Origin of the sequence: Cryobacterium sp. TMT4-10, from assembly GCF_004403275.1 — a bacterium.
Lineage (GTDB): Bacteria > Actinomycetota > Actinomycetes > Actinomycetales > Microbacteriaceae > Cryobacterium > Cryobacterium shii.
In genome coordinates this window covers 1-23,297 of record NZ_SOGU01000026.1, presented here as the reverse complement: position 1 = coordinate 23,297, position 23,297 = coordinate 1, and the positions used below count along the sequence as shown (strand labels likewise).

The window sequence follows — 23,297 nt, the reverse complement described above, 5'->3', positions numbered from 1 at the left end:
GAATGTGTTGGCCTCAGTCCTGAACTTTTTCGCGCCTTCGATTCTGCGTCCGGCCCACTGCTACGTTCGTGACACTCCGGCGCGCCACCGTGCCGTGCGGCCTTCGACCAGCGGCCGCCACGCCGGAGTCAGTCCGCGCACCGCACACACACCACGCGAGTTCCGGTATGCCCGCATGCCCGCTCACGTCTTTCGAGGAGCCTCAATGATGAGATCTGACCGTGCCCTGTCCCGCCGAAGCACTCTGGGCATCCGTTCCACCCTGACCGGGCTCACCCTGCTGCTGGTCTTGCTGCTGACCTTCTTCTTCCTCACCACGGGGCGGCTCGCCAGCGGCGCCGGAGAGCTCTCCGCCGGTGCTGTCCAGGTGCAGAACGGCTCCGTGAAGGTCGCCGGTGGCGCGGCGAAGCTCGCCGAGGGCGCCGAGGCCCTGTCGGTGGGCGCGGCCTCCGCGGCATCCGGAGCGACCGACCTCCAGGCCGGGGTGAGCCGGGCCAACACGGGTGCCGGCAGCCTGGCGACGGGCGCGGAGAGCGCCTCGGCCGGGGCAGGCACGCTCCTGGAGGGAGCGCTCACGAGCGTCAGCGGCAGCACCAGGCTCATGCTCGGCGCCGAGTCCGCCGCACGGGGCGCGGAGAGCCTGTCCACCGGCGCCGCCAGCGTCGCCACCGGAGCGAGCACTCTCGCCACCGGTGCCGGGGCGGCTGCGACCGGTGCGGCGACTCTCGCCGCCGGCGTCACCGCGGCCGGTACCGGCGCCACGAAGGTCTCCGCCGGCGCGACGACAGTCTCCGCGGGTGCGGCAAGCCTGGCCGGCGGCGCCGGCCAGGCTGCCGCCGGCGCAACGACGGCTCGTGACGGTTCGATCCTGCTCGCCGCCGGCACGGCATCCGCTGCCCAGGGCGCGGACCAGGCCCGGCGCGGGGCCGAGGCACTCGCACAGGGAGCAACCGGGCTCTCTACCGGGGCCGGCAGCGTGGCCGCGGGCGCCACGAAGCTGGATGCCGCCCTCGCCACCCTCGCCGGCCAGGTTGAGGCGGACACGATCAGCCGGGACGCCCTGCTGGCCACCCTCAAGGGACTGAGCTCTGCTGCCTCCACCCTGCGCACGGGCACCACGGGACTCGAGTCCGGGGCCGTGGCCCTTCGGGACGGTTCCGCCGCCCTCCGCGACGGATTGACGCCGCTGAGCGCGGGCACAGCGGTTCTGCAGACGAAATCCGCGGAACTGCGGGACGGACTCACCGCCCTCGCCAGCGGCATGGCCCAGGTGTCCGGCGGAGCCGCCCGACTGGCCACGGGCGCCGGCGCCCTCGCCACGGGAGCCTCCGAACTCCAGGTCGGCACGCAGGCGCTCACCGTCGGATCCGAACGGGTCGCGGCAGGCACCAGCGCGGTTTCCACCGGTGCGAGTTCCCTTCAGGGCGGCGTCGGCCGAGTGGCCGCCGGCGCCTCATCGTTGTCCGAGGGAGCGACGACCCTGGCAACGGGCGCCGTGAGCCTCGCCGACGGCGCAACCCGCATCTCGGTCGGCGCCGGATCACTGGCCGAGGGCACGCAGACCCTCGCGGCGGGGGCATCCACGCTGGTCCTCGGAACCACCGCACTCGAAACCGGGTCCACCGCCCTGGCCACGGGCACCGAGAAGGTATCGGCCGGATCCGGGACGCTCCTCGAGGGCGCGAACACGCTCGCTGCGGGCACCGCCGAGCTGAGTGACGGCAATGAGAAGGTGGCCGCGGGTTCCGGCCGGCTGGCCGATGGTGCCGAGACGGTGAGCTTCAATCGTGCGGCACCCTGGATCATCATCGTGGTCGGACTGGCCCTGGCGGGAGCAGCCGTCTGGCTGCTCCGCCGCCTGAGAATGGCTCGCCTCGGAATGGCGCGCTGACCGACGACAGGCAGGCGGCGGGGCCCGGATCAGTCGATCCGGGCCCCGCTCTGTTCGTTCCGCCACGATTTCGATGCAGTTACTGTATTTTTGTCTGTGTACCCACGGAATGCCCACCTCTCCCCCAAAAGGATCCCGACTCCCATGACAGTTCCCGTTCTCTCCGCCCAGAACATAGGCAAGTCCTATGGGAGCGGGTCCAACCGGTTCGACGCGCTCAAGGGCGTCTCCCTGGACATCCACGCGGGCGAATCGATCGCCATCGTGGGTAAGAGCGGGTCGGGCAAGTCCACGTTGATGCACCTCCTCGCACTGCTGGACAACCCCGACAGCGGCGCACTCCTGGTCGAGGGCACCGACGCCAGAAAGCTCAAGGGCAAGGAGGTGAACCGGCTGCGCAATCAGGACTTCGGCTTCGTGTTCCAGCAGTTCTTCCTCACCGCCAATGCCACCGTGCTCGAGAACGTGGTGCTGCCGCTCAAGATCGCCGGCGTCAGCCCCCGGGAACGCAAGGCTCGCGGAATGGCCGCGCTCGAGCAGCTGGAGCTGGCCGACAAGGCGAAGAACAAGGCGATGAACCTGTCCGGCGGACAGAAGCAGCGTGCCGTCATCGCCCGCGCCCTGGTCAACAACCCGAAAGTGATCTTCGCAGACGAACCGACCGGCAACCTGGACACGGCCACCGGAGCGGTCGTCGAGGACATCCTCTTCTCGCTGAACCAGGACAAGGGCATCACCCTCGTCATCGTCACCCACGACATCGAACTCGCGGCGCGCTGCGACCGCCGAATCTTCATCCGCGACGGACTCGAAGACACCGCCGCCCGACCGACCGGCCGCAGATCAGCAGGAGCACACGCATGAAGTTCATCGACATCGTCAAGACCGCGATCGCCAACAGCTTCCGCAGCAAGCTCCGCACCGGCCTGACCGTGATCGCGATCTTCATCGGCGCGTTCACCCTCACCATCACCAGCGGGATCGGAACCGGGGTCACGAGCTACATCAACACCCAGGTCTCCTCGATCGGGGCCGCGGACGTGCTGACCGTCTCGAAGACCAACGACGCCGCGGCGTCGGGCACGGGTCCCGCCCCCTACGACCCGGAGAAGGCCACCACGGTCAGCCTGGGCAACGGATCACGCCCGGGCAGCACCATCCAGGCCCTCACCACCAAGGACCTCGAGGCCATCAAAGACACCAAGGGAATCCTCGGCGTCGACCCGTCCGTGCAGGTGACGCCCGACTACATCCAGCACGACGGCGGCGGCAAGTTCGAGTTGACCGTCAATCCGACCGCCACGCTCACCACGGCCGATCTCGCCGCCGGCGCGCAGCTGGACAACGACAGCAGCACTGACCAGATCCTGGTGCCCACGACCTACCTCGACACGCTCGACTTCTCTTCCGCGAAGGCCGCCATCGGCCAGACCGTGACCATCGGCATCCGGGACTTCGCGGGGACCGTGCAGGAAGTCCCGGCGACCGTCGTCGGCGTGCAGAACGAAACCCTTCTCGGCGCCGGCGCCGGCCTCAACCAGCCGCTGACCGACCGGCTGCACGCCATCGAGGTCGACGGCGCACCGGAGGCTTCCTCCCAGAGCTACGCGACCGCGACCGCCCGGTTCGACCCGAAGGCGTCCGAGGCGAAGATCACCGCGATCAAGGCGGACCTCGCCGACCAAGGCTATGCGTCGCAGACCGTGGCCGACCAGATCGGGTCATTCGAGACCGTGATCAACGTCATCATCGGCGTGCTCAACGCCTTCGCCGTGATCGCCCTGATCGCGGCCGGCTTCGGCATCATCAACACGCTGCTGATGAGCGTTCAGGAGCGCACCCGCGAGATCGGCCTGATGAAAGCCATGGGCATGAACGGCGGCCGCGTCTACACCCTCTTCAGCACCGAAGCGGTGTTCATCGGGTTCCTCGGCAGCGCACTGGGCGCACTCGTGGCGGTGGGCGTCGGTTCGCTGGTCAGCAACATCCTCGCGGACACCGTCTTCTCGAATCTCCCGGGCCTACAGGTCGTGCAGTTCGCGCCCAGTTCGATCGCGATCATCATCGGCGTGGTCATGCTGATCGCCTTCCTCGCCGGCACGCTGCCGGCCAGGGCCGCGGCCCGGCAGAACCCGATCGACGCTCTGCGGTATGAGTAGTCCCGTGCCCGATGGCCCGGCCGGGGCCGACGAGGGGCTGCGCGCCCGCAAGCGCGCAGCCACCCAGTCGGCCCTGGAACGGGCGGCGGTCTCGCTCGCTCTGGAGCACGGCTACGACAACGTCACCGTCGACATGATCTGCGAGGCCGCCATGGTCTCGCCGCGCACGTTCTTCAACTATTTCGGCACCAAGGAAGGCGCGTTCCTCGGCGGCACTCCGCCCGCGCCGACGGATGCCGAACACCAGGCGTTCGTGCACGGCACCAGCCGTGATGTGCTGGGAGACCTCGTCGGAATGATCGCCGACGCGATGGCCGACCACTCCCCCGACACGGACCTGCTCCGCCGGCGGAGGATGCTGATCGAGCGCACCCCGGAACTCCTCACCGGCGAGACGTCCCGCATCGCGGAGCTGGAGGAGCACCTGGTGAAGCTGGTGTTGGAACGCTTCGCGGTGCAGGGGCGCACCGAGGCCCGCACCCCCGACCTGGCCGACGAGGCGCGGATGGTCGTCTCCCTCGCCGGCAGCGTGATGCGCTACTCGATGCAGAAGTGGTTCTCCGGCGGTTTCACCGGCACCCCCGTCGAGCTGCTGCACCACTCCCTCGCCCTGGTGCGGCGCGTCGCCGGATCGATCGCTCCCGCCGCCCGTTGACGCCACCTCCCCACCGGACTCCCGGCGTGGAAGGTTCGTGGCGCACCCTGTGGACGCGGGCGCAGGGTAGAACCTGCGCCCGCGTCACCAGGGTGCGCCACGACGGATGCCGGCACCACGGCCGAGCCCCGGGGTGGCGAGGCTACGCGGTGACCAGCTCGCGCCAGTCGGCCAGGGGCAGGCCGTGCGCTTCGGAGACGGAACGGTTCGTGACCCGCCCGGCGGCGATGTTGAGGCCGAGGGCCAGGGCCGGATCGCGCTCGAGGGCCGCCTTGACGCCCAGGTTGGCCAGCGCCAGCGCGTAGCGCAGGGTGACGTTGGTCAGCGCGTAGGTCGAGGTGTTCGGCACCGCGCCGGGCATGTTGGCCACGCAGTAGAAGATCGAGTTGTGCACGCGGTAGGTCGGGTCCTCGTGGGTGGTCGCGTGGGTGTCCTCGAAACAGCCACCCTGATCGACGGCGATGTCCACCAGCACGGAGCCGGACTTCATCCGCGCCACGAGCGCGTTGGTGACCAGTTTCGGGGCCTTGGCGCCGGGGATCAGCACGGAACCGATGACCAGATCGGCATCCGTCACCGCGATCTCGATCTCGTAGCTGTTGGACGCGACGGTCTTCAGCCGGCCCTGGTACTGCGCGTCGAGCTGGCGCAGGCGGTCGATGTTGATGTCGAGGATGGTGACGTCGGCGCCGAGGCCCATGGCCATCGCTGCGGCGTTCGTGCCGGCCACGCCGGCGCCGAGCACGACGACCTTGGCGGGACGCACCCCGGGAACGCCGCCCAGCAGCACCCCCTTGCCGCCGGCGGGTGCCATCAGGGACTGCGCGCCGACCTGCACGGCCAGCCGGCCGGCGACCTCGCTCATCGGTGCGAGCAGCGGCAGGGCCCGGTTGGCGGTCTGTACGGTTTCGTAGGCGATGGCGGTGACGCCGGCCTCGGTCAGGGCGCGGGTCAGTTCCGGCTCAGCGGCCAGGTGCAGGTACGTGAAGAGGATCAGGCCCTCGCGGAAGCGGTGGTACTCGGCCTCGACGGGCTCCTTGACCTTCATCACCATGTCGGCGCGGGCCCAGACCTCGTCGGCGGACGCGACCAGCTCGGCGCCGGCGACGTGGTACTCGTCGTCGTTGATACGCGAGCCGAGACCGGCACCCATCTCGATCAGCACGGTGTGGCCGTTTGCCAGGAACTCCTGCACGCCGGAGGCGGTGATGGCTACGCGGAATTCGTTGTTCTTGATTTCCTTGGGTACACCGATGATCATGATCGACTCCGTTGCTCGGGGAACGCTGTGGCTGAGGCCGCCGGGCCCGGTTTCGACGTCGGACCAGCGGCGGGGTCAAGACTAGAACCACGTTCACTCCCCCGGCCGGCCGGCGTCCGGCCCGGACCGAGTGCGGAGCCCGTCCCAACCGGCCCGATCCGCGCGGAAAACAGCGAATTTGCCTTTTTGTTCAGGGGTTTTTCTGTCATCTCCGCTGGAAGGGAACGGCCGTTCCGGCGCAAACCGAACGACCGCCCGGATTGTCACTCGACAAATGTCGAACGTCGGGACGGCAAACGTCGCCTGATGTCCGTTCCACGCCCCGTCGGGCATCTAGCATTGACCCACATGAACAGCGCGGAGATCGAAGACCTGGTGGAGGCCCTCGCGGCCGCGCTCGACCGCGCCCTCTCGCTGGAAGACCTCGACGGCGGCCTGCTGGCCTACAGCCGGGACCAGCCGCTCGCCGACAGTGTGCGCGTCAACTTCCTGCTCAGCAAGAAGGTCCCGGCGGACGTCAGCGCCTGGCAGCTGCACCACGGCATCGCGACCGCGGTGCGCCCGGTCGTGGTCCCGGCCAACGTCTCATTGGGCATGCTGGGGCGGGTCTGCGTGCCCCTGATGGTGCGCGGGTTCCGCGTCGGCTACCTGTGGGCGATGCAGGGCTCGCACGACGAGTCCCCGGCCGAGATCCTCGGGGCGTTGCCTGCCGTGCGCGGCCAGCTCGACCGGCTGGCCGAGACGCTGCTGGACACGAAGACCGCCGAATCCGAGCACCGCCGGCAGCGCGAGGCGCTGTTCCTGGCGGCCTGCGACGCCGACACGGCCGCCATCGAGGAGCTCGCCGGCTGGCCGCAGGTGCATGCCGCCGGGCCCTGGCACCTCGCCACCCTGTTGCCGCGACCCGACGAGCCGGCGACAGCACGGGACGGCACGGCGGTCGACCCCGCCGCCGCGGTCCTGCTGCAGCGCATCTCGGCCCTCCAGGCCACCGTGGGCATCGACGCGGCCCGGTTCAGCGCCGGCACCGAGACGCATACCGTGGTGCTGCTGCGGGATTCCCCGGGAAGGGTGGTGCACACCGAGATCCTGCACCGGTACCGGGCCGAACTGGCCCGGCGCGGCGGCCGGGCCCAGCGCCCCGACCTGCTGGGGTTCAGCGAAGCGTTCCACGACCTCCGACGCTTTCCGGATGCCTACGTCCAGTCCCGCAAGGCGGTGCAGGCCGCCGCCGTTGACGCCCGACTGGGCACGATCGCCGACTTCCGGCAGATCGGCGTGTACCAGTTCCTCGCGGCCAGCAGCCGCAACCTCTCCCCGGTGGAATCGGTCTACTTCGCGGAGCTGCGGGACTTCGACGCCAACCATGAGCTCCTGCCGATGCTTGAGCTGCTCTACGACACCGACGGTTCCGTGCAGGATGTCGCGGCAACGCTGCACCTGCACCGCAGCAGCATCTACAACCGGCTTGCGAAGATCCGCACCCTGATCGGGGTCGACCCGCTGGGCGGCCAGGTGCGGCTCGAACTGCACCTGGCCATGAAGGCCGCCCGCTGGTCGCGCCGGCCCCGGATCTAGCCGACGAGCGCCGCCTTCTCGGCGCGGGCCTCCGCCCGCCACTCCTCGATCCGGGCCTGCTGCAGCGGAGCCTTGCGGTTCACGTACCAGGCGCCGCCGAGCCCGAGGAACCAGAGCGGGGCCACGACCAGGGCGAGGCGCGTGTCATCCGCCTGACCGAGCGCCCAGAGCATGAAGGCGAAGAACGCCAGCACGACCCAGGGCATGAACCGGGCGCCGGGCATCCGGTACGTCGAGGCGGCGTGCAACTGGGGACGGCGGCGGAGGAAGGCGAGGTAGCTGACCATGATGATGGACCAGACGAACATGGTCAGCACCGAGGCCACCGAGGTGACGAGAGTGAAGGCGCCCATGAACGAATCACCGGTGTAGAGCAGCACCAGCCCGGCGAGCAGGAAGATGCACGAGAACAGCAGCGCGTTCCGGGGAACCTGGCGGCTGCTCAGCGTGCCGAACGCCTTCGGGGCGTTGCCGTCCTGCGCGAGGCCGTAGACCATCCGGGAGGTCGAGTAGATGCCCGAGTTGGCGCTGGAGGCGGCAGAGGTGAGCACGACCAGGTTGACGACGATGGCCGCGACTCCCAGCCCGGCCAGGGCGAACATCCCGATGAAGGGACTGCTGCCGGGGTCGATCGTGCGCCACGGGTTGACCGCCATGATGATGACCAGGGCGCCCACGTAGAACAGCAGCAGGCGCACGGGGATGGTATTGATGGCCCGGGGCAGGTTCTGCTCCGGGTCCTTCGTCTCCGCCGCCGCCGTGCCCACGAGCTCGATGCCGGCGAACGCGAAGATGGCGATCTGGAAGCCGAGCACGAAGCCGGCCACGCCGTGCGGGAACATGCCGCCGTCGTTCCAGATGTTGTCGAGGCCGGCGACCGCGCCGGAGGGCGAGGTGAAGTGGGTCGCGATCATGACCACCCCGGTGCCGATCAGGGCCAGGATGGCGAGCACCTTGACCAGGGCGAACCAGAACTCGGCCTCGCCGAAGGCCTTGACGCTCGGGAGGTTGAGCAGGATCAGCACGACCGGTGTGAGCAGCGCCGGGATCCACAGCGGAGTGCCCGGCGCGAGCACGTCGACGTACCCGGAGATGGCCACGATGTCGGCGACGCCGGTGACGACCCAGAACGCCCAGTACGACCAGCCGGTGAAGAAGCTCGCCCACGGCCCGAGCAGGTCGCCGGCGAAGTCGCTGAAGGACTTGTAGTCGAGGTTGGACAACAGGATCTCGCCCATCGCCCGCATCACGAAGAACAGCATGAAACCGATGGTCATGTAGACGAAGATCACGGATGGCCCGGCGAGGGAGATCGTCTTGCCCGCCCCCATGAACAGGCCCGTGCCGATCGTGCCGCCGATGGCGAGCATCTGGATGTGCCGCCGGCTCAGGGAGCGGGCGAGGTGGGGAACGCCGTGGGAGTCAGGGGCTTCGTTGTCGGTACGTGTGGTTGCGCCTGGCGCGGCGGTGCGTTCGGTCATGTGGAGCAACACTAGGGCCTTTCGGGGCACCTCCGGTGCACTTCGTGTGCCGGACGAGTCCCTACGAGAGGATGTCCTTGGTGGCGAATCGGCTGTAGGCGAGCGCCCCGAACACGGCGATGTACCCGGCCTGGAGCAGCGCGTTGTCGCCGAACGATGACAGGTCCATCGGCTGCCGCAACAGGTCGGCGAAGCCCAGCCAGTAGTGGCTGAAAAGCCACGGATGCAGCCACGCCAGCTGCGGCAGCACGTCCAAGATCTGGGCGAGAACCGACACCACGACGGTGGCGGCCATGGCGCCCACGGGCACGTCGGTCAGGGTCGAGATGAACAGCCCGATCGCGGCGAACCCGAGCAGCGACACGGTCACGTACAGGGCGATCAGCGCCGAGCGCAGCAGCGAATCGGCCACACCGATGGTGTCTCCCGACAGGAGGGTCACGGGGCCCACGGGGAACAGGGCGGCACCGATGAGCGTGCCGGCCACCGCCAGGGTCAGGGTCGCGACCAGACAGAACATCGCGACACCGGCGTATTTAACGAGCAGCAGCCGCACCCGGCCGGCCGGGGCGACGAGCAGGTACCGCAGGGTGCCCAACCCGGCTTCGCCCGCGATGGTGTCCCCGGCGACGACCCCGATGGTCAGCGGCAGGAACAGCGGGATCGCCACGATCATGGCGGTGAACGCGACGAACAGGCCGTTCTGGGTGACCCGGTCCAGGAACGGCGGCCCCTCCCCCGGCGCCAGCGTCTCCGACGACAGCCGGACTGCCACGGCGAGCAGGATCGGGATGAGGGCGATGGCGACCAGCATGGCCCAGGTTCGGCGGCGCCGGAACAGCACCGTCAGCTCGGAGCCGAGCAGGTCCCAGCCGGCGGAACGCGGCGCACTACTGGACGACATCGAAACCCTCCCCGGTCAGTGCGACGAATCGTTCTTCCAGGCTCGGTTCCTCGATCGAGAAGGCACGGATGCGCACCCCCGCGGCCACGAGGGCCGAGACCAGGGATTCCGGCTCGTTGATCAGGTTCTCCACCGTGTCACGCTCGAGCGGGGCCATAACCCAGGGGTCCTCGTCCGGCACGTCCGTGCGCCGGGGTACGAGTCCGAGGCGCGACAGCACGCCCTGCGCCGCCGCGGCATCCGGGGTGCGCAGCCGCACCAGGGTCTCGCCGACGTGGCGGAGGTCGGCCAGCGTGCCCTGGGCGACGAGGGTGCCGGCGCTCATCACGGCGGCGTGGGTGCACATCTGCTCGACCTCCGCCAGCAGGTGGCTGGACACGAACACCGTGGTGCCCTCGGCCGCGAGCGACCGCACGAGACTGCGCACCTCACGGGTGCCCTGCGGGTCGAGTCCGTTGGTCGGCTCGTCGAGCATGAGCAGCTCCCGCGGCTGCAGCAGGGCGTTGGCGATGCCGAGGCGCTGCTTCATGCCCAGCGAATAGGCGTGCACCTTTTTGCCCGCCGCGTGGGTCAGCCCCACCCGGTGCAGGGCCTCGTCCACCCGGACTCGCCGGGTGCGCGAGGGGGCGTGGCGGTCCGCGGTGTCGAACCGGCGCAGGTTGGCCGCCCCGGACAGGAACGGGTAGAACGCGGGGCCCTCGACGAGCGCGCCCACCCGGGGCAGCACCTCGTGCAGCCGGGACGGCATGTCCTGGCCCAGCACGCTGATCTGCCCGCTGGTGGCCTGGGTCAGGCCCAGCAGCATCCGGATGCTGGTGGTCTTCCCTGACCCATTGGGACCGAGGAATCCGAAGACGGACCCCCGCGGCACCGCCAGGTCGATGGCGTTGACGGCGATCTGCTCGCCGAAGCGCTTGGTGAGGCCCCGGCTCTCGATGGCAAGGTCGAGGGCCGGGGTGACGGGCGTCACTGTGCGCTGGTCACTGTGCGCTGTTCACTGGGCGCTTGCGGCGGCCTGGAGCTGGTCCACGGGGACCGATCCGGCGAAGAACCGGCCGTCGTCGGCCAGGAACACGTTGACCAGCGAGGTGGACAACAGCCGCCCGCCGTCAACCTTGGTGGCGACTTCGGACATCAGCGGGTTGTCGCCGAGTTCGGGGGGAACGGATGCCGCGGGAATCTCGACGATGGCGTCCCAGCCGGTGCCGGTCACGACGGGCAGTCCCTCGGTCGGGACCTCGGGCCTGGCCGTGTCGGGCGCGGCAACATCGGGCGCGGCGTGGTTGGCGGGCGTCTGCGGCAGCGCCAGTTCCTTGACGGTGGCGCCAGCCGGCGGGGTGAAGTCGAACAGGTCCGCGGAGGGAGCGCCGTAGTCCACGCTGCTGAAACCGACCTGGAAGGCCGGGTCCTTCTGGCCGGCGGCCCGCACGCTGACCTGAAGCGGCATTCCGGTCTCGGAGTCGACCGAGATCGAGACGGACTCCACCAGGGTGTCCGTGGCCTTGGGCGTGAGTACGAGTTCGTAGACGGTGCGACCGGCGACCCGGCCGTCGGTTCCGACCGTGACCACGGTGCTCGGGTCGATCTCACTCAAAAAGCGGTCCGCCAGCTGCGACGGCGTCGACACGTCGGCCGGGGCCTCTGCGTCGAGGGCGGCCATTTTGTCTTTCATGCTCGCTGCGGCGCCGGCGGGAATGGCCAGGTGAGCGGCGGTGTCGGTCTCGGAGTCGTAGAGCCAGGCGTCGCTGCCGTTGCTGACGATATTGCGCTCCGCCATGCGGTCCTGGATCTGGACGCGAACCTTGGCGGGCCCGTCAGTGCTTCCGTCAGTAACGCTTCCGTCAGCGGCGCTTCCGTCCACGTAGACCCGGGCCGTGTGCGAGCCGCTGAGCAGCTCCAGCACGGAGGAGAGGGCGCCGCTCGCCGCGTCTCCGGAACCGGACGCGCCCTGCTTTCCCGCCTGTCCGGACATCTCGGCCCCGAGGTCGATCGCGGGCAGACTGAGGTTCGCCGTCTTCTCCACGGTTCCGGAGAACGCCGTAACGGTGCTGTCGCTGACCATCAGGAGCACCTGCTGGGCCGTCTTGTCGGGCAGGTCTACGGCGGCGCCGGCCTGGAGCGGCACAGCGATCACGCCCACGGCGATCACGGCCGGAACGACGACGGCGGGAAGCCACTTGATGGATTTGTGCGACATGATCAACGATCTGTTCCGAGACGAATCATGCCTCGATGCTACGCCGCTGCGCTACCGATCCGGCCGGTTCCGCGCTGAGAGGTTGCCCACAAAGCGCGGCGAGCACGTCGAATTCGTCGGGCTAGGAGAGCCCGGCGCCGCCCTCTGCGAGGAACGAGAGTCGGCGCAGCGTCTCCACGTTTCGCACCCCGATGACCGAGTCGCGCAGGAACAGGGGCACAAACCGGCCGGGGCCGGCGGTGGCATCCTCGGTGAGGCGCACGACGCATCCGTCGCCTCGGGCCTTCACGTCCAGAGCCACGTGGGCCTCGCCGATCGGCCAGCCCCGGGCCTTGAAGAGCGCGTGCCGGGGCGGGTCCCACTCCAGAGCAGATGTGGTGTCGTCAATCAGGGCGGGCCAGACTCCGACGGAGTGATGGATGGCGCTTCCCTCTTTGGGCCACGTGGCGTCGACGTCCCGCATGCGGGAGGCTCCGACGACCCAGCTCGGGTACAGCCATCCGTCTGCCAGAACGGCGAAGACGTTCTCGGGCGGGCAGCTCATGGTGCGGTAGTTCACGGCCACGGTGTCACCTTTTTCGGTTGGATGGGGAGAGATCGGGGGCGGTGCGCACCCCGAGGTCATGTCGCAGGGCGCTCAGGGCCGCGTGCCAGCCGGCCAGGCCGTGCACGCCGGGGCCAGGCGGCGTGGACGACGAGCAGAGGTACACGCCGTTCAGGGGCGTGCGCCACGGGTCCGGGGAGAGGACCGGGCGGCGCACGAGTTGGGTCAGACTCACCTCGCCGGCCGAGATATCACCGCCGATGTAGTTGGGATTGTGCTGTTCCATCTGCGTGGCGGTGCGGCCGGCGCTGGCCAGGATGGTGTCCCGGAAACCCGGGGCGTATCGCTCGATCTGGCGCACGGTCGCTTCGGTTTGGTCGATGGTGGAGCCGCGCGGAACATGGGTGTACGCCCACAGGGTGTGCCGACCGGCCGGTGCGCGGCTGGGGTCGATGACGCTGGGCTGGGACACGAGCACATACGGATCCTCGGCGTGCCGACCGCGGGCGACGGTGTTCTCGGCTCGCCGGATCTGCGCCCGAGTGCCGCCCACGTGTACGGTGGCCGCCGCCCGCAATCCGGCCGCCTGCCAGGGCACCGGATCCGACAGGGCGAAGTCGACCTTGGCGACGCCGTTGCCGTACCGGAAGGCGCGCAGCCGTCGCGCGTAAGCGTCCGGCAGCTCGCCCTCGGCGAGCCGCAGTAGCGCCCGAGGTGTGAGGTCGAGCATCACCAAGCGGGCTGGCGGCAGGTCGCTCAGCCGACGCACCTCGGTGGACGTGACGATCTCGCCACCGTGAGCGAGCAGGTCGTCGACCAGCGCGGTCACGATCGCCCCACTGCCGCCGACCGGGATCGGCCAGCCGCCGGCGTGCGCATACGTGGCGAGAGTGAGGCCGGCACCGGCGGTGGCGATACTGGGCAGTGCCCTCATCGTGTGTGCACTGACGCCGGTCAGGAGGGCGGGCGCGGTTTCGCCCGAGAAGCGCAGGTCCCAGAGCGGGCTGCCCTGCTCGAGGGAGCGCACGCCGAAGCGCAGTGCGGTGGCCGGATGCTTCGGCAGACGCAGAAGCTGCCCCCCGGTGAACTCCGCCACCTGCCCGGAATGCGCTACGAGAGGCGCGAAGAGCCGGTTCCAGGCCGCGCCGTCCCGGCCCAGCTCGGCGACGGTACGGGACAGGCTGCGGTAGGCGAGGCCGGCGCTGCCGCCCGGCAGAGGATGCCCGTAGGAGACCTCCGGGACGGCCAGTTCGATCCGGTCCGCGAGCCCGAACCGCTGAAAGAACTCCGAAGCCAGCGCAAGCGGGTGCACGGCCGAACAGACGTCATGGTGGAAGCCCGGCAGGGTCAGCTCCGCGGTGGCGGCGCCCCCACCGACGCTGTCGGACTTCTCGTAGACGCGCACCGAGAGTCCGGCCCGGGCAAGGGTAACCGCGGCGGCGAGGCCGTTGGGACCGGAGCCGACCACGATCGCGTCGACCTCCGGCATTCCCCGCTGCACGGTCCCCATGTCACTCTCCACTCGTCATGGCCACAGTCTCCCCCATTACGGCGAGAATCGCGTGTACGGCCTTCCAGAGCTCTGGCGTGCGCTTCTCCAGATGTTGTTCGGGGTGTTCGTGACACGCAAAAGAAGGTGTTCACACGGACGGCTCTGGCGGCTCAGCAGAACAGGATCAGCGCCTCGCCCTGCCCGCCGCCACCGCAGAGCGCGGCAACGCTGCGTCCTCCGCCGCGGCGCCGCAGCGCGAGTGCGGTGTGCAGCGCGAGGCGCGCGCCTGATGCGCCGACGGGGTGGCCGAGAGCGATCGCCCCGCCCTCCGTGTTGATCGCCTCCGGGGACACCCCGAGGTCGTCGGCCGATTGAAGCACAACGGAGGCGAACGCCTCGTTGATCTCGATGACGTCGAGGTCACCGACGGCCAGGGATTGGCGCCGAAGGGCCTGGGCGATGGCTCGGGAGGGCTGGGAATGCAGCGAGCCGTCCGGCCCCGCCACCTGACCGGCGGCGCCGATCTCGGCGAGCCAGGGAATCCCCGCGGCCAGGGCCCACGCCTTGCTCGCGACCACGACCATCGCGGCGCCGTCGGTGAGCTGCGACGAACTGCCCGCTGTGACGTTGCCGCCCTCCGCGAACGCGGGCCGCAGGCGTGCGAGCGTCTCGATCGTCGTGTCGCGGCGGATCCCATCATCCGCCGCGACGAGGACAGGGCCACCACGACGCTGCGGGACCGAGAGGGGAACTATCTCCTCGGCGAGGATCTCCGCGTCCTGCGCCGCGGCAGCGCGCGAGTGCGAAAGCGCCGCGAAAGCATCCTGGCGCTCCCTCGGGATCCCCCGCGTCACGTTGCCCCGGTCCGTCGCCGTCCCCATGAGCAACCGATCGAACGGGTCGACCAGGCCGTCGTGATTGAGGGAGTCGACGAGGGCGCGGTCGCCGAGCGGAGCCGCCCGGCGGGAGCCGAGAAGCAGGTGCGGCGCGTTGCTCATGGATTCCTGGCCACCGGCGACGACGACCTGGGCCTCACCGGTGCGGATGAGTCTGGCCGCGTCGATGATCGCGGTTAGGCCCGACAGACACAGCTTGTTGACTGTCACGGTCGGGACGTCCCAGCCGAGGCCCGCCCCGATACTCGCCTGGCGTGCGGGCCCCTGGCCCGCCCCGGCCTGGATCACCTGGCCCACGATGACGGCGTCGATCGCCGCAGCGGGGACGCCCGTTCGATCGAGCGCGGCCCGGATGGCATGTGCGCCGAGCTCGGCGGATTGAAGGGAAGCGAAGGCGCCATTGAAACGCGCGAACGGGGTTCGGGCGCCTCCGATCAGGACGGGAGTGGTTGCGGGGTCGCTCATGGTTGTTCCTTTGCGAAGAAGGGGTGAGAAGGTGGCGGGAGACGCTGGCTAGGCGAAGGCGGAAAACCCGGTGATGTCGCGACCGATGATGAGAGCCTGGACCGTCTCGGTGCCTTCGTAGGTGTGCAGTGCCTCGATGTCGGAGAAGTGCCGCGCTACGTGCTCCAGTGCTCGATCGGCACGCCCCGCGCAGAGTCACGAGGAATTGTGCAAGCCTGCTATGAAATGGCGTGCCATGTCAAGACACTCCGTCCCAAACGGACGCGCCGACGTGAGCAATGGTCCAGTGACCGGCTTGACACGGGGCACAAAGACTCCGAAACTTAGTGCTCGGAGTTGACACTCCGTGTCACACAGCGCCCAGTTCAACCCCATGACACACAACAAAGGAGTTGCAGCCATGTCCTCGACCGCATCACGTCCCACGACAATGTCCGTCGCCACGATCGTCTCGGAGTCCGCACGCCGCCAGGGCGGCAAGACGGCGCTGATCGTCGGCGACGAGACGGTGAGCTACGCCCAACTGTGGGATCAGGTTCGCGCCTATGCGGGAGGACTCCGGGATCACGGTGTCGGCAGGGGCGACCGGGTCGCCATCCTGATTCCTAACGTCGCCGACTTCCCCCGCGCCTATTACGCCATTCTCGCCCTCGGGGCGACGGTCATCCCGATCCACGCGCTCCTCGGCGCCGACGAGATCGAATATGTGCTGAGGGACAGTGGTACTCACACCGTCGTCGTCCATGCCGGGCTCCTCGCTGCGGGCTCTCGCGGCGCGGTCCAGGCGGGTGTCCACGTGCTGTCCGTCGGAGAGGCTCAGGGCAACGGCACGCAGACGCGGCTCGAAGACCTCGCGGCGAAGGCGACGCCCATCGACGACATCACCCCGACCGACCCCGGTGACACCGCGACGATCCTCTACACGAGCGGGACGACCGGCACCCCCAAGGGAGCGGAGGGCAGCCACTTCTCGCTGATCGAACAGGTCAACGCTCTTCTGATCTCAACCTTCGATTTGCGATCCAGCGACACCATTCTCGGCACCCTCCCCCTCTTCCACACTTTCGGGCAGACCTGCGTCCTGAATGCGGGTCTGAGAATCGGCGCAACCATCGTCCTCGTCCCGAAATTCGACGGAGACACGGCACTCACCCTCCTCAATCAGCACGAGGTCGACGTCTTCTTCGGCGTCCCGACCATGTACATCGCCCTTCTCGACGCGGCGACTCGCAACCACGAGCGCCCACGACGGCTGCGCTATGCGGTCTCAGGGGGTGCCTCTATCCCGCTGGCCGTCATGGAGCGCTTCAACGACGTCTACGGCGTCGAGATCCACGAAGGATACGGACTCACCGAGACGTCCCCCGTCGCGACCTTCAACCACGTTGGCGTCGCGCCGCGGCCCGGCTCGATCGGAACGCCGATCTGGGGCGTCGACGTCGAGATCGCCCGCGCGGATGTGGAAGACACGATCGAGCTGCTTCCGCGCGGCGAATTCGGGGAACTCGTCATCCGCGGCCACAACCTCATGAAGGGATACCTCAACCGTCCGGAGGCGACGGAAGCGGCAATCGTCGACGGTTGGTTCCGGACCGGCGATCTCGGGGTCAAGGACCAGGACGACTACATCCGGATCCTCGATCGAAAGAAGGACCTGATCATCCGCAACGGATACAACGTCTACCCGCGGGAGGTCGAAGAGATGCTCTCCCGGCACCATGAGGTCGCGGCAGTCGCCGTCTTCGGAGTCCCCGACGAGGTTCGCGGCCAAGAGATCGCGGCGGTCGTCGTCCGCGTCCACGGTGGCACCGTGACCCCCGAAGGAATCATCGAGTACGCCAAGGAACGAATCGCGCCCTTCAAGTTCCCGAGGTTCGTCGAGTTCGTCGACGCGTTCCCCCTGAACTCCAGCGGCAAGGTCCTGAAGCGAGAACTCGTCGCGCGGTACGCGGACAGGCTCCGCCTGGACGCGTGATAGCTTCAACGTCATGGTCGATGACCCGATGAGACGACAGAGGCCGTCCGATGCGACCACAGTCGCGATCGCCCTTCTCTCGACGAGGGGATACGAGGCGACGACCGTCGAAGAGCTCGCCGACGCCGCCCAGATCAGCCGGAGCACGTTCTTCCGCCGTTTCGGTTCGAAGGAAGACGTGGTCTTCGCCGATCACGACTACCTGCTCGAGCGCCTCTCCGCCTATCTGGACGCCGCCTCGGGCGACCCACTCGAGGCGCTGAGGCATGGTGCACGAATCGTCCTGGACCATCACCTCTCCCGCCGGGAGGCGTCGCTCACCAGACATGAGCTCCTGCAGCGCAATCCCACTCTACGTGACCGGGAGCTTGTGAGTTCCCATCGGTATGAGCGGGCTTTCGCGAGCTACCTCCGCGAGGTCGTCCCGGGCGCATCCGAACGCGGCTGGGCGATCACGGCGCTCGCGGCGGGAATCGTTTCCGTGCACAACGACATGCTGCGGGCGTGGCTCAAACGCGCCGAGATCCCCGCGACCGAAATACTCGACACGCAGCTGCGCAGCCTGTGCGGCCTGTTCAGCCCTGTGCTCTTCCCGGATCCGAATGAGCGCGCCGCGTCGTCGCGTGTCGTTGTCGCTGTCTTCGATCGCGACATCGGCCCGGGCCGGGTCCTCGCCAGAATCCAGTCGGCGATCGACGGAGCGGTTGCGTTCTGACGGGCTGTTTGCGGGCCTCGGTCCAGGCCGCCCCATCCGCGGAAACATGCGCGATCAGGGCGGATCGTTCCTAGCCGAGGGCATCGAAGAACGTGCCCAGAGTCGCCTTGTCCGTTAGGGGCGGGCGTATCGAGCCTTCGATCGGGAGGGGAAGGCGGAACACGTGGCGCGGACTCGCGGTTATACCCTGCAACTGACGAACAAAATACCCCAGGGGGTATGTTATTCTCGATTCCGTCGAGCAAGATCAAACGAAAAGGAAATTGCCATGTGCTACCAGATCACGTGTTCAAACTGCAAAAAGGCGACGTGGGACGGCTGCGGCCAGCACATCGAGGACGCGCTCTACGGAGTTGCGCAGTCCGATCGCTGCACGTGCGCAGATGGCTCCTGACGGACCTGATTCATCAGGCCGTTCCACAACCCTGTCCCGGGCGGCCATCGTGCGCGCCCGGATCCGGGCGGCCTACGAGTGGTCGGCGCTGCTCGGCGACACGTCTTCGTGTGCCCTTGCGAAGGACGGCCGCTCGCACCCCGCAGCAAAATTCGCTGAGGGAAAGGCGGCAGCTCTGGGCGAACTGTTGCGACGGGTTGCCGACGACACCGATCCCGGCGGGATCGTTGCCTCAGCCACTGCCGTGAAAATCCGCTGGTCAAACCAGCCGATACCCGTCACCCGACCGGACCGTGACTGGGAAGCCTACCGCGCGGGCGGAATCCAGGCCCTGACGGAGCTCAGTTCTCAGAAGGAGCTTACCGAACATCAGGGAACAGCCTCATGACCAGCGAGGAACGGCCGGTCATCGGCGAACTGGTCGATGGAATCGACATTCCCGTCGTCAACGAACGCGCAGTTCGGGCATCCGCCGGTCTGCTTTTTCTCGGCGGCATCGTTGCCCTGCGAAAGAGCATCGGGAACTGGGATCACACCATGAATCCTCACTCGAACAGAGGTCAGAACATGCGCCGTTTCGCGAAGCCAGGCTCGTGTTCGGTCTCGGCTTGGCCGTCGTGCTGGGGTGCACGTTCAACGCTCCCAACACGGAGAGGACAGTCGCGCAGATCCGAGTGGTTCCCATTCTCAACGATCCTCCCCCCGGTGGTGATCGGCTCGGCCGAGCCGAGTACCTCGGAAACGACCCACCGGGGAAAGCGCAGGACGCTGGCGTCACAGCCGTTTTCTCCGCTCCGGGCAGTCCCTCCGCGATTCTGGATTACTACCAGCCGGCCTACCCTCAATTCGAATTTCCCACAGGATCAAGCAGCGCGGACGCCATCGACATCAGCGGTAGAGACGGGTGGGGCTATGTGTCAGTGAATATACAAGTCAGCGCCCCGTACTTCGGACCGCAGCTCAACGTTACGTTGAAGCCGGCGCCGCCGCGTTCGACATATGTAACAGTGATCATCAACGGGCAAACTGAGAACAGTGTTGACGCCGACCCAAAACAGGGCCAATAGTGCCGTTTGAAAACAGGACCACTATTGATATTTCTACTATGCCGTATCGGCGGGGGCCGGTGGCTGTTCATCCGATAACTGGCGCCTTTGAGGCTGAGAACGTCGGCGTGGTGCACGATGCGGTCGATCATCGCGGACGCGACGGTCTGGTCGCCGAAGACCTCGCCCCAGCGCCCGAAGGATAAGTTGCTTGTCAGGATTAGGGACGCGTGTTCGTAGCGGCTCGCGACGAGTTGGAAGAACAGGTTCGCGGCGTCCTGATCAAATGGAATGTAGCCGACTTCACCGCACTATGCCGATATCGGCATAATCACAATGTCGGCATAAATCGCAGATCAGCACGTTGTAGCGGCGCAGCTTCGTGAGCTCGGTGGCGAGCTTTCCTCGCGAGTGCGCTTCCTGCAGCCGGGCGACCCAGCCGGTGGCGGTGTCGAAGAGGACACGGTGGCCATGCTTGGCCGCTTGAACGCCCAGCGCGACGGCGAGGTGGGTCTTGCCCGTGCCGGGCGGACCGAGGAGCACGACGTTCTTGGCTTCGGTGACGAACGTGCTCGTGCTGAGGTGAGCGAGCAGGTTCCGGTCCGCGGAGGGCTGATGATCGAAGTTGAAGTCCTCGAGGGTCTTGTGGCCGGGGAACCGGGCCGCTTTGATCCGCAGGGCTGCACCGGAGGCTTCGCGTTCGGAGACCTCGCGGGAGAGGACCGCGGCGAGGTATTCCTCGTGGGACCAGCCCGCAGTGCGGGCCTGGTCGCCCAAGCGCCGGAACGCGTCCCCGATGCGAGGCGCGCGGAGTGCCCGGGCGTAGGACTCGATCTCGGCTTCCGCGCCGCTGCTGGCGCTCATTCGACCACGTCCAGGTCGGTCAGGTCCGGGCCGATATCAACGCCGAAGAGGGCGTCGTAGGACGCCAGGCTGGCCGTCTCGACGAACGCGACCGTCGCTTGCGGTCGGTAGCGCCGGTGGGTCTGGAACTGCCTGCGCAGCACGCCGGCCTGCTCGACGTGGTTCGGGTCTGTGACCGTCAGCGCGCGGGCCCATTCCCGCTCGTGCGTGGTGATGTTCACCCCGTTGTGGGTGACGTTGATGGTATCGAGGCTGGCGGTGACGTCGACGAGCCGGCCGATCATCGCCGGCGCGACGGAGTAGTCGTTGGAGAGCACCCGGACGTAGTAGTCCCTGGGCAGGCGCACGGTATTGCGAAAGAGGACGTCGGTCGCCACCGGCGAGAGCGGGCGCATCGCGGCGCGGTCCTGCTCGATCAGATCGATCGGGCGGGCCCTCCGCGACCGGGAATGGCGCGCATTGGCCAGCGGTAGCCACTGGTCCATCTGTTCGTTGAAGTCCTGCGGTGATGCGAAGTGACGCCCCGACATGAACGAGGACCGGAAGAACCGGTTTCGGCGCTCGACCATGCCCTTGGACTCCGGGTCTCGGGCCTTGAGGAGCTTGATCTCGGCCCCCAGCGTGCCCGCGAACGCGGCCGTGCGTTCGGTGAGCTTGCCCTTCCCGATCCCGGTCTCGTTGTCCCAGAGCAGCCGCGGCGGCACCGCGGCGGCGACTTGGAGCAGGGACCACATGCCGCCGAGCAGGTCCGACGTGGTTCGAGAGGGCAACATAAGTGCTTGGAAGAAGCCGGAGAACGTCGACGTCATCACCAGAACCGGCGGCATGCCCGCCTGGCCGTGTCCCAGCGGCAGGGGCTCGTGCGGGAACCACAGATCACACTGCACCTGCTTACCCGGCTCGTGCACCAGACGATCCGCAGGGTCCGGCGGCACATACTCGGGACGAATCAAGGCGACCTTGTCCCGGAACACCGACGCTGACCCCGACCAGCCCACCCGCTCCGCCAATGTTGTCGCGGCCATGCGCGGCGTCGCGGCCAGCAGCACCCGCACCTGCGCCGCATACGCGTCAAAACTCGAGCCTGTCGCGGCCCGCTGGTACTTCGACGCCGGTCCGTTTCCAACGCCCGATCAACCGTTCCGCGCGACACCCCGACCAGCCGCCCGATCTCCCGCTTCGAATGCTGCCCCGTTGAAAACAGCTGGCGTATCTTCGCCCAATCGTCCATATTGATCACCCTTCATAGTGCTGGGTGGCCCTATTTTCAATCGGCGATACTGGCCCTGTTTTCAGTCGGCGTTAACACACAGTGGTCTGATTGATCCAAAGTGAACTATACGGATGGTGGTCAGTGGTCGGCTTGCGGTATTTGTTAACCGCAGCGGCGCGGTTGTCTCTGCCTGCCGTTGGCGTCATGGGCGTCCAAATGCCCTGCATGAAGTTGAGAACGGTTGACGATAATAACGCTGCGCGTGTGCGAACTCCGTGACCCAGACGTTCGCGCAAAAAGACACTGAGCGCGTCTGGCGGCGGGTCCATGTGCGCAAGTTTGGCCCCGACTTTGCCAGCGAATCGCGAATCGAAAGTTACTGATAATGGACGCCCCGGAGACCATCAAAGACCTACGTGTGCCACCGGGGAACCGTCTCACCTTGCCGCTGCGTGGGGGAAGATTAGCCTGTAGATCCACGATCCGAGACACCAATGGGTCGTGGTGAGGATTGTGCCGCCGAGAGCGACCGCTCCTCCCAGCACGATTCCCAGCGCTGATAATCCGTAATAGAAGGATAAAGCCGCACCTGCAAGTAGCACGGTGGACAGCAGATAGGAAAAGCGTCGTGGACTCGGCGTGGGGGGAAGCGCGGGAGTGCGAAACAAATGGCGAACGCCCAAATTATAGACCAGATCAAGAATCATGCCACGGGGGAAAAGTGCGCCGGTGAGAGGAACGATTGCTCCCAATCCAAGAAAAATAGGCGACTGCAAAATCAATCCGACAATGATCAAGACGGTGCCTACTGCCGGTGTGAATCGTAAGGGCCCTGCGTAACAAGACTTGGCGTCATCATCGAGGCCTCCGAATCCCTGCTTGTCCAGGTTGGTCTTCGTTAATTCTCTCAGTGCCGCCATCTTCAATTCCTTAATGCTGGCCTTGGGCAACCCCATTTCGCAGACAAGGGGCAATTCGTCTTTTCTTGAAAGTCTGCAATGTTCCTAGGATATCGAACCCATGCCTCCGGCCTGGCGATGAGTGTTCACCCCAAACGGTGAAATGAATGCTGGGAGGCCCTGCTGCAGCCTGACCCTCGTAGATTGAAGTGTCGGTTGATCGAGATCCTCGACCGCACCCTGAGTCGAACGTTTCCAAAGCGNATCCGGGCCGATTTGGCCGCAGCGGGCGGGGCGTTGCTGTGGCGGTCGTCGTGGACTTCGGGGTCTGCGTTGTTCTCGTGCCGACTGAAAATAGGGCCAGTGCCGCGTTGGCGGCAGTAGGTCGAGGCCGCTGGCGCCCGGCAGGGCGGCTCTGCCCTGGACCTTAGGTTGCCGGGCGGGCTGTCAGTGCGGCTTGCGTGGCGAGGAGAGCCATGGTGTGCACGGTGTGCAGCTTCATCAGGTTGTGGCAGGCAGCGATCAGGTCCCACTCGTGGGCTGCTTGCTCCAACCCGCGTAGCAGAACAAATTTTCCTTGTCGGGTGTGGATCTGACCGAACACGGGCTCCACGATTGCCTTCCGCCGCGCATAGGCCGCGCGGCCCTTCTTCGTCTTCAGCTTCCGT

The 23,297-nt window shown here is 67.5% G+C and carries 21 protein-coding genes; 8 read left to right on the top strand and 13 right to left on the bottom strand.

The features are described 5' to 3' along the window. Positions 1-205: 205 nt before the first annotated feature. The 4 genes from E3T42_RS03315 to E3T42_RS03300 all read left to right on the top strand — a co-directional run bounded on the left by E3T42_RS03315 (position 206) and on the right by E3T42_RS03300 (position 4,705). Positions 206-1,891: a hypothetical protein gene (locus E3T42_RS03315; RefSeq protein ID WP_134368208.1), complete on the top strand. Its 1,686-nt coding sequence runs from the start codon at positions 206-208 to the stop codon at positions 1,889-1,891. A 144-nt stretch (positions 1,892-2,035) separates the two neighbouring features. Beyond that, complete coding sequence (locus tag E3T42_RS03310) at positions 2,036-2,755, top strand: ABC transporter ATP-binding protein (RefSeq protein WP_134368207.1); 720 nt, start codon at positions 2,036-2,038, stop codon at positions 2,753-2,755. Continuing rightward, positions 2,752-4,050 (top strand): ABC transporter permease, encoded by a 1,299-nt coding sequence (locus tag E3T42_RS03305; RefSeq protein WP_134368206.1) that lies wholly within the window; start codon positions 2,752-2,754, stop codon positions 4,048-4,050. The genes E3T42_RS03310 and E3T42_RS03305 overlap by 4 nt, the downstream gene beginning before the upstream one ends. Further along, entirely contained in the window at positions 4,043-4,705 is a 663-nt protein-coding gene (locus tag E3T42_RS03300) for a TetR/AcrR family transcriptional regulator (RefSeq protein ID WP_134368205.1), read from the top strand. Before E3T42_RS03305 ends, E3T42_RS03300 begins: the two co-directional genes overlap by 8 nt. Before the next feature lie 142 nt (positions 4,706-4,847). On the opposite strand, the gene ald is transcribed toward E3T42_RS03300, so the two are convergent. Beyond that, positions 4,848-5,966: an alanine dehydrogenase gene (gene ald, locus E3T42_RS03295; RefSeq protein WP_134368204.1), complete on the bottom strand. Its 1,119-nt coding sequence runs from the start codon at positions 5,964-5,966 to the stop codon at positions 4,848-4,850. 348 nt (positions 5,967-6,314) lie between these two features. On the opposite strand from ald, the gene E3T42_RS03290 reads away from it, so the two are divergent. After that, on the top strand, positions 6,315-7,544 hold the full coding sequence (locus E3T42_RS03290; protein WP_134368203.1) for a CdaR family transcriptional regulator: 1,230 nt from the start codon (positions 6,315-6,317) through the stop codon (positions 7,542-7,544). On the opposite strand, the gene E3T42_RS03285 is transcribed toward E3T42_RS03290, so the two are convergent. From E3T42_RS03285 to E3T42_RS03255, 7 genes are all read right to left on the bottom strand, one after another. After that, positions 7,541-9,025: an amino acid permease gene (locus E3T42_RS03285; RefSeq protein ID WP_134368202.1), complete on the bottom strand. Its 1,485-nt coding sequence runs from the start codon at positions 9,023-9,025 to the stop codon at positions 7,541-7,543. The genes E3T42_RS03290 and E3T42_RS03285 overlap by 4 nt on opposite strands. A gap of 61 nt (positions 9,026-9,086) precedes the next feature. Further along, positions 9,087-9,929 (bottom strand): ABC transporter permease, encoded by an 843-nt coding sequence (locus E3T42_RS03280; RefSeq protein WP_134368201.1) that lies wholly within the window; start codon positions 9,927-9,929, stop codon positions 9,087-9,089. Next, on the bottom strand, positions 9,916-10,899 hold the full coding sequence (locus E3T42_RS03275) for an ATP-binding cassette domain-containing protein (protein ID WP_134368200.1): 984 nt from the start codon (positions 10,897-10,899) through the stop codon (positions 9,916-9,918). Before E3T42_RS03275 ends, E3T42_RS03280 begins: the two co-directional genes overlap by 14 nt. A gap of 24 nt (positions 10,900-10,923) precedes the next feature. Beyond that, positions 10,924-12,126 carry a DUF2092 domain-containing protein gene (locus E3T42_RS03270; protein WP_134368199.1) on the bottom strand — a complete coding sequence of 401 codons (1,203 nt, stop codon included), beginning with the start codon at positions 12,124-12,126 and terminating at the stop codon, positions 10,924-10,926. 121 nt (positions 12,127-12,247) lie between these two features. Continuing rightward, a complete protein-coding gene (locus E3T42_RS03265; RefSeq protein ID WP_134368198.1) occupies positions 12,248-12,691 on the bottom strand; it encodes an SRPBCC family protein in 444 nt (147 codons plus the stop codon). Between the two features lie 4 nt (positions 12,692-12,695). Then, positions 12,696-14,159: an NAD(P)/FAD-dependent oxidoreductase gene (locus tag E3T42_RS03260; RefSeq protein WP_134368230.1), complete on the bottom strand. Its 1,464-nt coding sequence runs from the start codon at positions 14,157-14,159 to the stop codon at positions 12,696-12,698. 173 nt (positions 14,160-14,332) lie between these two features. After that, the gene (locus E3T42_RS03255) at positions 14,333-15,523 is read right to left on the bottom strand and encodes an acetyl-CoA C-acyltransferase (protein WP_134368197.1); all 1,191 of its coding nucleotides are present in this window, start codon (positions 15,521-15,523) and stop codon (positions 14,333-14,335) included. Between the two features lie 400 nt (positions 15,524-15,923). Here E3T42_RS03255 and E3T42_RS03250 point away from each other — a divergent pair, with 400 nt between their 5' ends. From E3T42_RS03250 to E3T42_RS03240, 3 genes are all read left to right on the top strand, one after another. After that, positions 15,924-17,498: a long-chain fatty acid--CoA ligase gene (locus E3T42_RS03250; RefSeq protein ID WP_134402442.1), complete on the top strand. Its 1,575-nt coding sequence runs from the start codon at positions 15,924-15,926 to the stop codon at positions 17,496-17,498. 28 nt (positions 17,499-17,526) lie between these two features. Then, positions 17,527-18,213, top strand: a complete 687-nt coding sequence (locus E3T42_RS03245) for a TetR/AcrR family transcriptional regulator (RefSeq protein ID WP_160141139.1) — start codon at positions 17,527-17,529, stop codon at positions 18,211-18,213. Between the two features lie 443 nt (positions 18,214-18,656). Beyond that, positions 18,657-18,995: a hypothetical protein gene (locus E3T42_RS03240; RefSeq protein ID WP_134402441.1), complete on the top strand. Its 339-nt coding sequence runs from the start codon at positions 18,657-18,659 to the stop codon at positions 18,993-18,995. 522 nt (positions 18,996-19,517) lie between these two features. On the opposite strand, the gene E3T42_RS17555 is transcribed toward E3T42_RS03240, so the two are convergent. The 5 genes from E3T42_RS17555 to E3T42_RS03220 form a co-directional block, all read right to left on the bottom strand. Beyond that, a complete protein-coding gene (locus E3T42_RS17555; protein WP_370261619.1) occupies positions 19,518-19,919 on the bottom strand; it encodes an ATP-binding protein in 402 nt (133 codons plus the stop codon). A gap of 37 nt (positions 19,920-19,956) precedes the next feature. Continuing rightward, a complete protein-coding gene (locus E3T42_RS03235) occupies positions 19,957-20,517 on the bottom strand; it encodes an ATP-binding protein (RefSeq protein ID WP_370261596.1) in 561 nt (186 codons plus the stop codon). Next, positions 20,514-21,572 carry a DDE-type integrase/transposase/recombinase gene (locus tag E3T42_RS03230; RefSeq protein ID WP_198418088.1) on the bottom strand — a complete coding sequence of 353 codons (1,059 nt, stop codon included), beginning with the start codon at positions 21,570-21,572 and terminating at the stop codon, positions 20,514-20,516. The genes E3T42_RS03235 and E3T42_RS03230 overlap by 4 nt, the downstream gene beginning before the upstream one ends. A 595-nt stretch (positions 21,573-22,167) precedes the next feature. Continuing rightward, a complete protein-coding gene (locus E3T42_RS03225) occupies positions 22,168-22,650 on the bottom strand; it encodes a DUF4395 family protein (RefSeq protein WP_160141104.1) in 483 nt (160 codons plus the stop codon). A gap of 406 nt (positions 22,651-23,056) precedes the next feature. Beyond that, on the bottom strand, positions 23,057-23,297 hold a 241-nt coding region (locus tag E3T42_RS03220), incomplete at its 5' end, for a transposase (protein WP_174776674.1).